The following is a 12,558-nucleotide window of genomic DNA, read 5'->3' on the forward strand; positions in this document are numbered from 1 at the left end:
TTTTTGGCGGAATGCGGACGAGAGGCGCGGCTGTGCGGAACTCAGGGGCTCAGGTGCCCGAACGCAGAACGTCGAAGCGCGTCCAGGGCCAGGACGGCCGGTCGCGCATGTAGCCGTTCAGCCAGTTCCATTGCGGATGGCGCAGCATGAACGCCTGCGCGTCGAACGGACGGCCGCACGGATGGCCCCAACGCGCCCAGAACGCCAGGTCGCGCGCCATTTCGCTGTCCACGACTTTGCCGTCGTTGGCCCCCCACGGGTTGAACGGTCCGTGATCAGAGCCGGGAAAGCGCGCGTCATCGAGTTCGAGGTGGCCGCAGATCGTGCGCGAGCACGGGTTGTCGTCGCGGTCCAGATAGACGTCGTGGTGGTCGGCGATCATCTCCTTGGCCAGTTCGACGTCGATTTTGCCGTGGTGCCGCTCGGCGAGCTGCATGAAGCGCAGGCGCCGCGCACCGTTGTGGCGCACATCGGTGAAGTCGTCGCCTTCACCGGCACATTCCTGATTGCGGATCTTGAGGTCCGTCGCCGCGTTAAAACCACTGAAAAAACCGTCCTTCGTGATTTCGAAGCCCGTGTGCTGCAGTCCCAGTTCGTAGCGTGCGATTTCGCCCGTCTTCACGTCACCGAGCAGCCAACTGTTCGCATAGCCGCCGTTGTTTGCGACCGCGAACATTTCGCACCATTGTCCAATGCTCGACGCATACTGCGTCGCGTGCCGCGAGCGGTAGAACTCAGGCGCACCGCTCGTGCGGTAGCCGATGAAGTTCGAGATGGTCGTCTCCGTGATCATCAGGCCAGCGGACGTGATCCAGAAATCGGTGAGGCTCGAGATGCAGCCGGGCAGGCCCTGCATGAGAATGCGGTGGCCCGAATCGGGGACGATGTCGAACACCACGTTGAAGGCGTCGCCGGCCGCGTAACGGTCCCACGAGTTGTGCGCCATGACGATGCGGCCGTCGCGCGTGGCGCTGCCGGTCGCAATGAAGGCGCTGCAGTGGTGGCCGCGCCGGCCGCGCCACGGCCTCGCTGCCCCCTGTTGCGGATCTCGCGCGGCCGTATGTGTCGGCCACCAGCCCTGCAGCAGATCCATATAGCCGTTCCAGGCGAGCACCTCGGCGAATGACAGCTTCGCACCATCGGCGATGCCCTGGATCTCGTCGGCGAATTCGTTATCGAGCCGCGGCGCGAATTGCGCGACGGCGGCATTCACGAATGTGTCGAAGTCCTCGCCCGTGTCCCATTTCGCGAGATAGCGCGCCGTGCGGATCGCATTGCGGATCTCGTTGCCGAGCAACTGGCCGTGCTGCTCGCCACGATCGTACGGTTCGCCTTCGAGGTGCACGAAGATCCAGCCCGCATGATCGCGGCGCACGGCATCGAGGGACGGTTCGCTCATCTTCGCTCCGCGGATTGGACCCTTTGCACCGCTTCTGCCTGGCGGCGCCTGCCGGGTTCCCGAGTCCCGCAAATACGCGGGGACCGGACGCGCGGCTGGTTTCCATTGTAGAAAATCCGCTGCGCTTTGACACGTGGCGCGTTGCGCGGCGAGCGAGCGAAGACGCACGAGGCATGCGGCTTTCGGGGCTATTGCGTTGCGTGGGGTTGCGTGGCCACAGGCGCGTCACGCACCCTGTGCGGCGGATTTACCGATCGGGATTCAGTCGCTGATAAGCATCGAGGAGGGAGGTCTTGTAGACGACGCCAGCGAGCGTCGGCTGCAGCGCGCTTTCGATGACAGGCAGCCGTTCGCCGCGGAATGCCATGAAATGCTGAAGGCCCGTCGCGAGCGACATGTCCGGCGTGAGCACGTCGAACGGCATCTGCACGTAGTCGGCAGCGCGCTTTTGCGACGTATCGCGCTTTTGCAGCAGATCCGAGGTGATGTCGGCGAGCGCGACTGCTCCGAGGAAGTGGCCCGAAGCATCGGTGACGTAGAGATACTTCACCGGATATTCGAGGAATACGCGTGTCATGTCGGGCACGGTGGCGTCGGCATGCACGACGGTGTCGGCCGGGCGGATCAGCGCGCGCATCTGCGTCGAGCGCAGGCGCACGCGCTCTTCTTCCTCGCGGTTGCGGTGGAGCGTGATCTCGTACATCGACGCCTTGCCCGTCGCTCGCGCCACGAAATACGCGACGACGCACGAAAGCATGAGCGGCAGCACGACCTGATAGCTGAGCGTCATCTCGAAGATCATGAGAATCGCCATCAGCGGCGCCTGGGTGGCGCCCGCGAGGAACGCGCCCATGCCGACTATCGCATACGCATAGGGCGCGGACGTGCCATCCGGCAAGAGTCCATGCACCGCCTGGCCGAACAGGCAGCCAGCCACGGCGCCCATGAAGAGCGTTGGCGTGAAGATGCCGCCGACGGCACCCGAGCCGACCGTCGCAGCCGTCGCAATAAGCTTGAATACGAGCACGGTGGCGAGGGCGGTCCAGGTCCACGGCGAATGAAGGATCGAGTTGACGACGCTGTAGCCGTTGCCCCAGACCTCCGGCGTCCACACCGAGAGCATGCCGACCACGAGTCCGCCCAGCCCGAGTTTCACGGGTAGCGGTATCTGCAGACGCGTGACGCGCGATTTCGTGGCGTCGAGCAGACTCAGGAACTGCGGCGCGAGCGCTCCGCACAGGAGACCGAGCACGACGAAAAGCACGACCTCGATGCCTGTGATCGTCGGGAACTCGGGCATCTGGTACGGAGGCTTGTATCCCGCGAACTCGCGCATCGTAATGTTCGCGACGACGGACGACACCACGAGCGGCCCGAAGCTTTCCATCGCGATCGAGCCGATCACGATCTCGGTGACGAAGAAAGCTCCGGCGATGGGCGCGTTATACGCCGACGTAATGCCGGCTGCCGCGCCGCACGCGACGAGCAGGCGCAGGCGCTGCGGGTCGAAGTGGATCCAGCGGCCGAGAAGCGATGCGGCGAGCGCGGCGAGTTGCACCATCGGGCCCTCGCGGCCGATCGATCCGCCGCTCGCGATCGTGAAGAGCGACGACGCGCTGCGCCAGAGACTCGCGCCGACCGGCATCACCCCGTCACCGATCGCGACGGCTTCGACGTAATCGGAGTGAATGGTGCGCGCGGTTTCGGCGGACGTCTTGCGCTTCGCGAAGATCAGCAGGCAGCCCGCGATGATGCCGCCTGCCGTGGGCACCGCGATGCGCATGTACCACGGGAGATGTTCCGCGATTTCGACGAGGCTGCCCGACGTGCCCGCGTAAAGGTGCTCGAGGAGCGCGATGCCTTGGCGAAAGAGCACCGTCACGAAGGCGCCGGCGAGACCGACGATGACCGACCAGATGAGCATCGTATGCGCGTCCGAGAGCCGGAAAAACTCGCGGGCACGGGTGCGCAGTTTCAGCAGGAATGACAGCACGATGGACAGGTCAGGAATGTGGGTAAGCGGCGCCGAGCGCAAGCATAGCATTGCGCCCCGCATGGCACGGGTGTTGCGAGGCGCGGCGCCCGGGTGGGCGGCACGGGGCGAGGTGCGCGGGGGCCGCTAGCGCGCGGACCGGTCGAGTTCCGGGTAGTGCCGGAAGATGCCGGTCTCGTTGAACGGCAGGCGGCGCGGCGACGCGAGATACGCGGCGATGTTCGGGCGCGCGGCCACGGCGTCGCGCAGCGCGACGATGTGAGGGTAGTGATCGGCGAGATGCTTCGTCGCCTTCGGGAAGGCGTAGCGCAAACCCTCGACGATCTGGAAGATCGACAGGTCGACGTAGGTGAGCGTGTCGCCAGCCATGTGTTGCGGTCCGGATGGGTTCTGCACGAGCACACGCTCGAAGTAACCGAGGAATTTCGGCATGCGATGCGCGAGGAAGTCGGCGGAACGCGCCTTCGCCTCGCCCTTCTGGTCCTCGTAATAGAGGCCGCTCGCGATCGGATGATGCGTGTCGTGGACTTCGGTCACGAGATCGGCGATCGTCAGTTGGAGGCCGTTCGCCACGTAGCGCAGACCTTCGTCGCGCGGCGCGAGCGACAGCTTTGGACCGAGATAGAAGAGGATGTTTGCGGTCTGCGGGATCAGCAGGTCGCCATCCTTGAGAAACGGCGGCGCAAAGGGTGGGTACGCGTCCGAACGGCTGTCGAGTTTCGCCATCATTGCGCCAATCCCGAGACTGTCCGTTTTTTCGCCGCGCGCCACGTCGACATACGCCGCCTGTGCCTCCTCCAGTGCAAGCCGCACGAATTCGCCGCGGCCCTGCAGGCCGTCCCAGTAATAGAGTTCGTATGCCATCGGTTGCTCCGGTCGACCAGCGTTGGCGCTTTAGCGCCTGACTCCGGTCCCATCTGGTCCCATGCAAAGCTGTCGTGACCCCACCCGCGATGCAGACAGCACGGCACAGTATCGCGCGCAACGGGCACGTATGGGCGGTGCGTGTCGCGTTACCGCGATGCGTCCGGAGCCTTGCGCGGGCCCTGGCCAAAACGCAAAAAGCCCCGCACGAAGCGGGGCTTTCTGCCAGCGAGGCCGGCACTGCGGCGCTCACGCGCCTGTCGTGTGCACGGTCAGCCGAACAGGCGCTCGACGGCCCAGGTGATCGCGAGACCACCACCGATCAGCCACACGTAGACGATAAGGCCGGTGGTCAGTGCACGCGGGCCGGCCTCGCGGATCTGGGAAATGCGCGTCTCCATACCGAGAGCGGTCATCGCCATGGTGAGGGCGAAAGTGTCGAGTGCGTTGATGGACTGCGTGGCAGGGGCCGGCAGCACATGCAGCGAGTTCACGATCACGAGGGCGAGGAAGCCAAGCGCGAACCAAGGTACCGCGATCTTGCGTGCGCCGTGCGCCGCGTGGTCGGCGCCGTTTCCGCGTGCCTGGCGATTGAGCCACACGCCGAGCACGAGCAGCACCGGCACGAGCAACATCACGCGCGTCATCTTGACGATGGTGGCAATGTGCGTGGCTTCGGGGCTCACATTGGACGCCGCGCCGACGACCTGCGCCACTTCGTGGATCGTGCCGCCGAAGAAGAGACCGGCGCCGAGGGTGTCGAGATGGAGCCAGCCCGCGCGATAGAGCACGGGGTAGAGGAACATCGAGAGCGTGCCGAAAAGCACGACGCTGCCGACGGCCATCGCGCTCTTGTGGGGCTTCGACTGGAGCGTGGATTCGAAGGCCAGCACGGCGGCCGCGCCGCAGATCGCGCTGCCGGCGGCGGTGAGGATGGCGGTGTCGCGATCGAGCTTCATGAGCTTCATGCCTGCCCAGGTGCCGATCAGGAGCGTGCTCACGACGATCGTGACCGATTCGACGAGCCCCGGCACACCCACCTGGGCGATCTCCTGAAGGCTCACGCGCAAGCCGAAAAACGCGACGGCGATGCGCAGCAGCTTGCGCGCGGAGAAGTTGACGCCGGCAGCCCAGCTCGCGGGCATCCCGTCGCGCAGGGCGTTGCCGTAGACTGCCCCGGCGGCGATACCGATGATGAGCGGGCTCATGCCCAGCCCGGCAATCGCGGGCAGCGCGGCGAGTCGGGTGACAGCGGCGGCGAACAGCGCGACGAACAGAACACCGTTGATCTTGCCGCGGGTGGCGGAGGGTTGAAGCGCGACGGTCGTTGACGGCGAGGCGGACATGGTGAACCCGGAATCAGCTAAAGCATTGATGGAATTTATGCGCTTATCCTAGTTTGGATATATCGATATGAAAAATCGTGATTTGTGACGTAATATATAAGCTAATCCGATAGTTCTAGCTCATGACCCCGGAACAACTGATAACTTTTGCCGCCGTCGCCGAGCACCGCAACATCAGCCGGGCCGCGCAGGCGCTCCATCTCTCGCAGCCCGCGGTGTCGGGCCAGTTGCGGCTTTTGCAGGAGGAGTTCGGCGAGCCGCTTTATCTGCGCGACGGCCGCGGCGTGCGCCTCACGCCCACCGGCGAGCAACTGGCCGCCTACGCGGCGCGGCTGCGCGATAGCTGGCGTGACGCCTTCGCCTTCCGCGACGCGCTGCGCGGGCTGGAGCAAGGGACGCTGCGCATCGGCGCGAGCACGACGCCCGCGAGCTATCTGCTGCCGTATCTGGTGGCGGCGTTCCACCGGCGTTTTCCAGGCGTGAAGCTCGAAACGACGAGCGGCAACACGTCCGACGTGGTCGGCATGCTCGGCGCACTCGATATCGCGATGATCGAAGGCGCAGCCGACACGCCGTTGCCGGCCGATACCGTCGTATATCCGTGGCGCGACGACGAGATCGTTGCCATCGTGCCGCGCGCCCATCCGCTCGCTGCGCGCGCGCTGGCGCCGGACACGGGTGTCCCGCTTGCTGCGATCGGCGACTACCCGCTCGTGCTGCGCGAGGCCGGTTCGGGTGTGCGCCAGATCGTCGAGCGTGCGTTCACAAGCGCCGACGTGCCGATGCGTATCGCCCTGGAAATTGCCGGTGTGGAGGGCGTGAAAGAGGCGGTGCGCGCGGGCATGGGGATCGGCTTCGTATCGGCCATGTCGATGCGCCACGAAGATGACGCGCTGTGCAAGATCGGGATTGGGCCGGACCCGCTCGTACGGCGATTCTCGATTCTCGTCCCGCACGGGGCCGCGGCCTCGCGGGTCGCGCAGCGATTTCTCGACCTGTGTCTCGCCCAGGCGGTCGGCGATGGCGCGACCCCGGGCGAGGGGACGTAGCTGCGCCGTTTCGGACAGGGCGTCCTGGTGCGAGGCTCTCGACTGCGGCATCCTAGGCGTTCATGAGCGCGGCGCTCGCCGATCCGGTCGGGTTCGCGCTCGCGGTAAAGCCGCGGTGCGATGGCTCGCAGAGCTACGTCGCGACGCGGCCCGGGAATGAATGGACATGACTCAGAAAATCGTTGTTTACAAGACCTTGCCCGACGACGTAGCTGCCTGGCTACGTGAACACGCGGAACTCGTCGTCGTCGATCCGCAGACGCCAGGCGCGCTGGCTGCCGCGCTACGCGATGCCGACGGCGCGATCGGCGCAAGCGTGACGATCACACCTGCGATGCTCGAAGGCTCGCGCGTGAGGGCGCTCTCCACGATCTCGGTTGGCTACGACCAGTTCGACATCGCCGATCTCACGAGACGCGGCATCGTCCTCGCACACACGCCCGACGTGCTAACCGAATCGACAGCCGATACCGTGTTCGCGCTCATTCTCGCGAGCGCGCGCCGCGTCGTCGAACTGGCCGATTGGGTCAAGGCCGGCAAGTGGATGGTGAGTGTCGGCTCGGCGCAATTCGGTGTCGAGGTGCAGGGCAAGACGCTCGGCATCATCGGGCTCGGGCGCATTGGAGGTGCGGTGGCGCGGCGTGCGGCGCTCGGCTTCAATATGAAGGTGCAGTACACGAACCGCAGCGCGAACGCGATAGCGGAACGCGACTATGGCGCCCGCCGCGTCGCACTCGACGAACTGCTCGCCACATCGGACTTCGTGTGCCTGCAGGTGCCCCTCACACCCGAGACGCATCATCTGATCGGCGCTGACGAACTGCGCACGATGAAGCGCAGCGCGATTCTGATCAACGCGTCGCGCGGCGCGACCGTCGACGAAGCAGCGCTTGTCGCGGCGCTCGAAGCAGGCACGATCCGCGGTGCCGGGCTCGACGTGTTCGAACGCGAGCCGCTCGAACCCACGTCGCCGCTTCTCGCGATGCCCAACGTCGTGGCGCTGCCGCACATCGGCTCGGCCACGTACGAAACGCGGCACGCGATGGCACGCTGTGCCGCCGAAAATCTCGTTGCGGCGCTCGCGGGCAAGCTCGATCGCAACATCGTGAACCGCGAGGTGCTCGCACGATGAGCGGTGGCGAGGTTATGCCGGCGCACCGCGCGACCATCAGCGACGTCGTCCGCGAAGCGGGCATCGGCAAGACCAGTTTTATCTGAATAGTGCGCTATCCGTGCTTTAGCCGGTTCGGCGCGGGCGCATGGAAAGCGCGCGATGGTCCGACCACGCAGCGCAGCGAATGCGAACGCATGGCGCGCGACCCGACGCGCGTATCGCAGGGGCCGTTTCTCCAGGACGCGTCGGCCGGGGCTGCGCGTCGGCCCGGATATCTGCGATGATTCGGGCTTCGGCCCGCACCCGCGCCTGCCGATCGTCACAAGGACCCTCATGACCGTAGCCCCGATCACGCTGCTCAGCCTCTCGCTCGCGACGCTCTTTGTCGCTGCTTTGCCCGTGTTGCTGTATCGGCGGCTGCGTCGTCCCTTCGCGCTCGACTGGCGCGATACGATTGCAGGTATCGCCGTGTTTGCATTGTTCGCGACCGTGATCGAACGAGCACTTAACGGCTTCGTGCTTCACGGCAATCCTGTGACCGCCAGCTGGCTCGACCACCCGCTTGCGTTCGTCGCGTATGGGGCGCTCGCAGCCGGCGTGTGCGAAGAGGTGGGCCGTTACATCGCCATGCGCCTGCTGGCTCGACGCGCGCACGGCGAGGCATCCGTGCGACTCGACTCAGACAAAACGGGCATCGGCTACGGCATTGGCCACGGCGGGGCGGAGGCGTGGCTCGTCGGCGTGCTCGTGCAACTGCAGTGGATCGTGTTCGCCGTACTCGCCAATCGCGGTGAACTCGACGAACATCTCGCCAATCTTTCGATGGACGCCGTGTTGCGCGTGCATATGATTCTCGCGAACCTGTCGCCGTTGATGGCGCTCGTGTTCGCCGCCGAGCGCGCGGCGGCGTTCGTGTTCCAGATCGGCTTTTCCGTGCTGATGTGGCGTGGCGTGCGCGCAGGAAGGAAGGGCATCCTGCCGCTCATGATCGTCCTCCATGCGCTGACCGATGTGCCTGCCGCGATGTATCAGGCGCGCGTGCTGCCGCTCCTCATGGTGGAGGGTGCGTATGTCCTCGCGGCGATCGTGGTCGCGGTCGTTCTGATTCGCGTGTGCCGGCTGCAAGGGCGTGCCGCACGTGCAGCGTGAGCCGGCCTCAATCCGGCGCGTCTCTTCACCTTTTCGTTGGCGCTGATGGAAACCTATCTGTTTGAATGCACGAGTCCCGACTTCGAGGAACTGGCCCACGTGATCGCGGACCTCTTTCCTGAGCAGACGCGTTTTGCCGAACTGCCCGCCGAAAACGGCGCGCCGCTCCTGACCGTGCAATGGGTGGCGATGCGCTTCGGATCAGCGGCGCGACGCATGACGTTGACGATCGCGATCGCACCTGCCGCGCTTGCCCGCTATCGCGCGCTGCCTGCGCGGTTGCGCGGCCGCAGCTTCGCCGTGCTGCGGGCCTACGTGGAAGCGCTGATCGGTTCGCTCGAAGAGCAGCACGCGAAAGGCGAGAGCGTGCCGCGCGAGGTGACGCTGGAACTGGACGAGGAGTTTGCGTGAAGCGGTGAGGGTGGGTGAGGTGGGTGTGGCCGGTCAGTCGGCGAGACGATAGACCTTGGCGAAACGCTCGGCTTTAACCACACCGTAGTCGCCGGGCGCGTACTGCATGACCCAGTCGCCTGCCGCACCGGTGAGGTGGTCGCCGCCTGCGGACCGGGTGATGGCGAACGGTTCGGTCATGCGCTTCGCCAGCACGACGGCAGGCAGGTTGCGATACGCACCGGATTCACCATGCGTAAGTGCGGTATCGGCGGGCAGGTACTTTGCATCGAAACGCTCGCGCGAGACGACCCAGCGCTCGCCCGTCGAGCCGGTGATGATCGCGTCGCCTTGTGCGTAACGGTTCGGGCCTTCGAGGCTCATCAGTTCGCCGGGAGCGGCAGCAAACGTGACGGCAACGGTTTCGTCCTTGACGACACGCTGGGCGGCGGCGTCGGTGCGCAGGTCGAGTTGGGTGAGTTCAATCATGATGGGGCAAGCGGACCTGCATCGAAAAAGCGTGTTCCGGATGAGGCGACGGCCGGGCAATTCTGGCAATTGAGCCCGGCCGTCGCGCGGCCCGCAAGCGTACCTCGAATCGGCCCGCCACGCACGTCGTTTTGTGCGTCACGGCGGCCAGGTCTTCCCGTGTGACTGCGCGGGTAACGCATTGGGATACTGCGGCATTGGGATACTGCGCGAGGGTGATCGCCTGGATTACTGCGCTGCCGGGTCGCTCGCCGCAGGCGCTGCGTCGGCCGGCTTCGCCTGCGAGTTGTGCTTGTTCTTCGGCCGTTTGCCACCATTACCGCCGCGTTCCGGCGCGCCATGGCGGAAGGTCTTGTCCGCAATCGCCTTCTGATCGGCGGAGAAGCTGTTGTACAGCGGCTCAAATGCCGTAACGAGCTTTTGCATCTCGTCGGCGTGAACCTGGGTGATCTTCGCGTATTCCTTCATGTCGTCGAGCGCGTTACGCGTGCTCTGGCCTTCCGCGCGCTGCTTGAACAGCTCGCCCATGGACTGGCCGTTGGTGCGCATCTGGTCCGCGAAAGTCTTCCAGAGCGCCTCCTGGTCGGGCGTGATCTTCAGCGTCGAGTGCAGGAAGGCGATGCGTTCCTCAACGCGCTGCTGATGTTCGGCGACGCCCGCTTCGACGGCTGCCGACGACGGCGCGGCCGGCGTCGCAGCGTTCTGCGCGAAGGCGCCGCTTATCGACAGTGTGGTCGCAAGGACGACGAAAGCTTTCTTCATGGCTACTCCTTAGTTCGTTTCGTAGCGAGTTGGGCGTAATGCCGCATCGATTGAAGCGAATATTAGTACCACGATAACGGCGCATCGCGGTCTGGACGCGACAACTCCTTACATGTGAAACCGGTCGAAACCTCCGGATTTGCGCTCGCGCAAACGGTGCCGGACGCCGATGGCGCGCCCGCCGCGTTTTCCCGATGCCGCCTGCGCCGCACTGCGCGCGATAATGGCGCCATTTCAACTCGACCTGTCAGACGACCCATCAATGAGACCGCCGCGCCTCGACCAACTCGACGACCTCGACCGCAACCTCGTCGCGCTGCTGCAGGAGAATGCGCGAGAGAGCGTCGCGAACCTCGCGCGCCGGCTCGGCGTTGCACGCACCACGGTGCTCGCGCGCATCGCCCGGCTGGAACGATCGCAAGTGATCGCGGGCTATGGCGCGCGGCTCGGACAGGACGTGCTCGACGCGAGCCTTCAGGCGTGGGTGGGTCTGATCATCGCGCCAAAGCATGGCGCGGATTTGCTCAAACGCCTCGGCAAGATGCCCGAGGTGCAGTTGCTGTGCGCGGTCAGTGGCGAATACGACTATGTCGCGTGGCTGCGTGCCGAAACGCCGGATCGCCTCAATGACCTGCTCGACCAGATCGGTACCATGCCGGGTGTCGAGCGCACCACGACCTCGATCGTGCTCGCACGCAAAATCGACCGCGGGACGATCGCGGGCTGAAGCCGTTCATTCGCTTGTTTCGACGAATCGTCGAACTCTATCGTCGAAATGTCGAAAAACTCGGTCGAAACGCATCATTTTGCGCCTATGAACCGTTTTTGCACCTCCCTAGACTGTCCGTAGCGGGAACGGCCCGCCCCGGAACATAGAACAAAGGAGATGCAAGATGAAAGTCGCGATTGCCGGTGCCGGCCTGATCGGCCATACCATTGCTCACATGTTGCGCGAGACCGGGGACTACGAGGTGACCGCCCTCGACCGCGACGGGAGTGCACTCGATAAGCTCGCTGCCCAGGGCATTCCCGTCGAGCGTGTCGACTCCGCCGACGCCGCCGCCATGCGCCGCGCGCTGGCCGGATACGATGTGCTCGTGAATGCGCTGCCGTATTACCTGGCGGTGAGCGTGGCGTCGGCGGCGAAGCACGCAGGCGTCCATTATTTCGATCTCACCGAGGACGTGCGTGCGACCCACGCAATCCGCGCGCTCGCCGATGGCGCCGATCGCGTCTTCATGCCGCAATGCGGACTCGCGCCGGGCTTCATCGGTATTGCAGCGCACGCGCTTGCGAGCCGTTTCACCGAGATACGCGACGTGAAGATGCGCGTCGGCGCTTTGCCGCAGTTTCCCACCAACGCGTTCAAGTACAACCTGACCTGGAGCGTGGACGGTCTCATCAACGAGTATTGCCAGCCGTGCGAGGCGATTCGCGACAGCCGCGTTCAATCGTTGCAGCCGCTGGAGGGCCTCGAACACTTCTCGCTGGATGGTGTGGAGTACGAGGCGTTCAACACCTCGGGTGGCCTCGGCACGTTGTGCGAGACGCTGGCAGGTCGCGTCGAATCGCTCGACTACAAGTCGGTGCGCTATCCGGGCCATCGTGCGCTGATGCAATTCCTGCTCGAAGATCTGCGCCTTGCCACCGACCGCGAGACGCTCAAGTCGATCCTGCGCCGTGCGGTGCCTGCAACCGGGCAGGACGTCGTGCTGATCTTCATGACGGTCACGGGCATGCGCGACGGTCAGCTCATCCAGGAAGTGTTCACGCGCAAGATCTTCGCGAAGACGGTATGCGGCATGCCGATGAGCGCAATCCAGATCACCACCGCAGGCGCGATGTGCGCCGTGCTCGATCTGTTCCGGGAGAGGGTGCTGCCGCAAAAGGGCTTCGTGCGCCAGGAACAGGTGTCGCTGGACGCGTTCCTCGCAAACCGGTTTGGTCAGGTGTACGAAGGCTCGACGCTCGATGTCAGGGCGTCGGCGCTGGTTGCCTAGACT

At 65.1% G+C, this 12,558-nt stretch carries 12 protein-coding genes; 6 read left to right on the plus strand and 6 right to left on the minus strand.

Features of this window, described 5'->3' with window-relative positions:
* Positions 1–49: 49 nt before the first annotated feature.
* The 4 genes from D1Y85_RS07755 to D1Y85_RS07770 form a co-directional block, all read right to left on the minus strand.
* The gene (locus D1Y85_RS07755) at positions 50–1,399 is read right to left on the minus strand and encodes a C45 family autoproteolytic acyltransferase/hydrolase (protein WP_124150466.1); all 1,350 of its coding nucleotides are present in this window, start codon (positions 1,397–1,399) and stop codon (positions 50–52) included.
* A 247-nt stretch (positions 1,400–1,646) separates the two neighbouring features.
* Positions 1,647–3,392 carry a ClcB-like voltage-gated chloride channel protein gene (locus tag D1Y85_RS07760; RefSeq protein ID WP_124150512.1) on the minus strand — a complete coding sequence of 582 codons (1,746 nt, stop codon included), beginning with the start codon at positions 3,390–3,392 and terminating at the stop codon, positions 1,647–1,649.
* Positions 3,393–3,518: 126 nt separating this feature from the next.
* A complete protein-coding gene (locus tag D1Y85_RS07765) occupies positions 3,519–4,256 on the minus strand; it encodes a glutathione S-transferase (protein ID WP_124150467.1) in 738 nt (245 codons plus the stop codon).
* Between the two features lie 272 nt (positions 4,257–4,528).
* Positions 4,529–5,602 (minus strand): YeiH family protein, encoded by a 1,074-nt coding sequence (locus D1Y85_RS07770; protein ID WP_124150468.1) that lies wholly within the window; start codon positions 5,600–5,602, stop codon positions 4,529–4,531.
* 122 nt (positions 5,603–5,724) lie between these two features.
* On the opposite strand from D1Y85_RS07770, the gene D1Y85_RS07775 reads away from it, so the two are divergent.
* The 4 genes from D1Y85_RS07775 to D1Y85_RS07790 all read left to right on the plus strand — a co-directional run bounded on the left by D1Y85_RS07775 (position 5,725) and on the right by D1Y85_RS07790 (position 9,325).
* Positions 5,725–6,651: a LysR family transcriptional regulator gene (locus D1Y85_RS07775; protein ID WP_124150469.1), complete on the plus strand. Its 927-nt coding sequence runs from the start codon at positions 5,725–5,727 to the stop codon at positions 6,649–6,651.
* A gap of 166 nt (positions 6,652–6,817) precedes the next feature.
* On the plus strand, positions 6,818–7,783 hold the full coding sequence (locus D1Y85_RS07780) for an NAD(P)-dependent oxidoreductase (protein ID WP_124150470.1): 966 nt from the start codon (positions 6,818–6,820) through the stop codon (positions 7,781–7,783).
* Between the two features lie 315 nt (positions 7,784–8,098).
* A complete protein-coding gene (locus tag D1Y85_RS07785) occupies positions 8,099–8,914 on the plus strand; it encodes a YhfC family intramembrane metalloprotease (RefSeq protein WP_124150471.1) in 816 nt (271 codons plus the stop codon).
* A 45-nt stretch (positions 8,915–8,959) separates the two neighbouring features.
* The gene (locus D1Y85_RS07790; protein WP_124150472.1) at positions 8,960–9,325 is read left to right on the plus strand and encodes a DUF3022 domain-containing protein; all 366 of its coding nucleotides are present in this window, start codon (positions 8,960–8,962) and stop codon (positions 9,323–9,325) included.
* A 33-nt stretch (positions 9,326–9,358) separates the two neighbouring features.
* Here D1Y85_RS07790 and D1Y85_RS07795 read toward each other — a convergent pair whose 3' ends face one another.
* The gene (locus D1Y85_RS07795; protein WP_124150473.1) at positions 9,359–9,793 is read right to left on the minus strand and encodes a PGDYG domain-containing protein; all 435 of its coding nucleotides are present in this window, start codon (positions 9,791–9,793) and stop codon (positions 9,359–9,361) included.
* A 228-nt stretch (positions 9,794–10,021) separates the two neighbouring features.
* On the minus strand, positions 10,022–10,555 hold the full coding sequence (locus D1Y85_RS07800) for a Spy/CpxP family protein refolding chaperone (RefSeq protein ID WP_124150474.1): 534 nt from the start codon (positions 10,553–10,555) through the stop codon (positions 10,022–10,024).
* Between the two features lie 262 nt (positions 10,556–10,817).
* Here D1Y85_RS07800 and D1Y85_RS07805 point away from each other — a divergent pair, with 262 nt between their 5' ends.
* Together D1Y85_RS07805 and D1Y85_RS07810 are read left to right on the plus strand one after the other, a co-directional pair.
* Complete coding sequence (locus D1Y85_RS07805) at positions 10,818–11,282, plus strand: Lrp/AsnC family transcriptional regulator (RefSeq protein ID WP_124150475.1); 465 nt, start codon at positions 10,818–10,820, stop codon at positions 11,280–11,282.
* Positions 11,283–11,448: 166 nt separating this feature from the next.
* Positions 11,449–12,555: a saccharopine dehydrogenase family protein gene (locus D1Y85_RS07810; RefSeq protein ID WP_124150476.1), complete on the plus strand. Its 1,107-nt coding sequence runs from the start codon at positions 11,449–11,451 to the stop codon at positions 12,553–12,555.
* Positions 12,556–12,558 lie beyond the last annotated feature (3 nt).

The organism is Paraburkholderia dinghuensis, from assembly GCF_003837865.1.
Lineage (GTDB): Bacteria > Pseudomonadota > Gammaproteobacteria > Burkholderiales > Burkholderiaceae > Paraburkholderia > Paraburkholderia dinghuensis.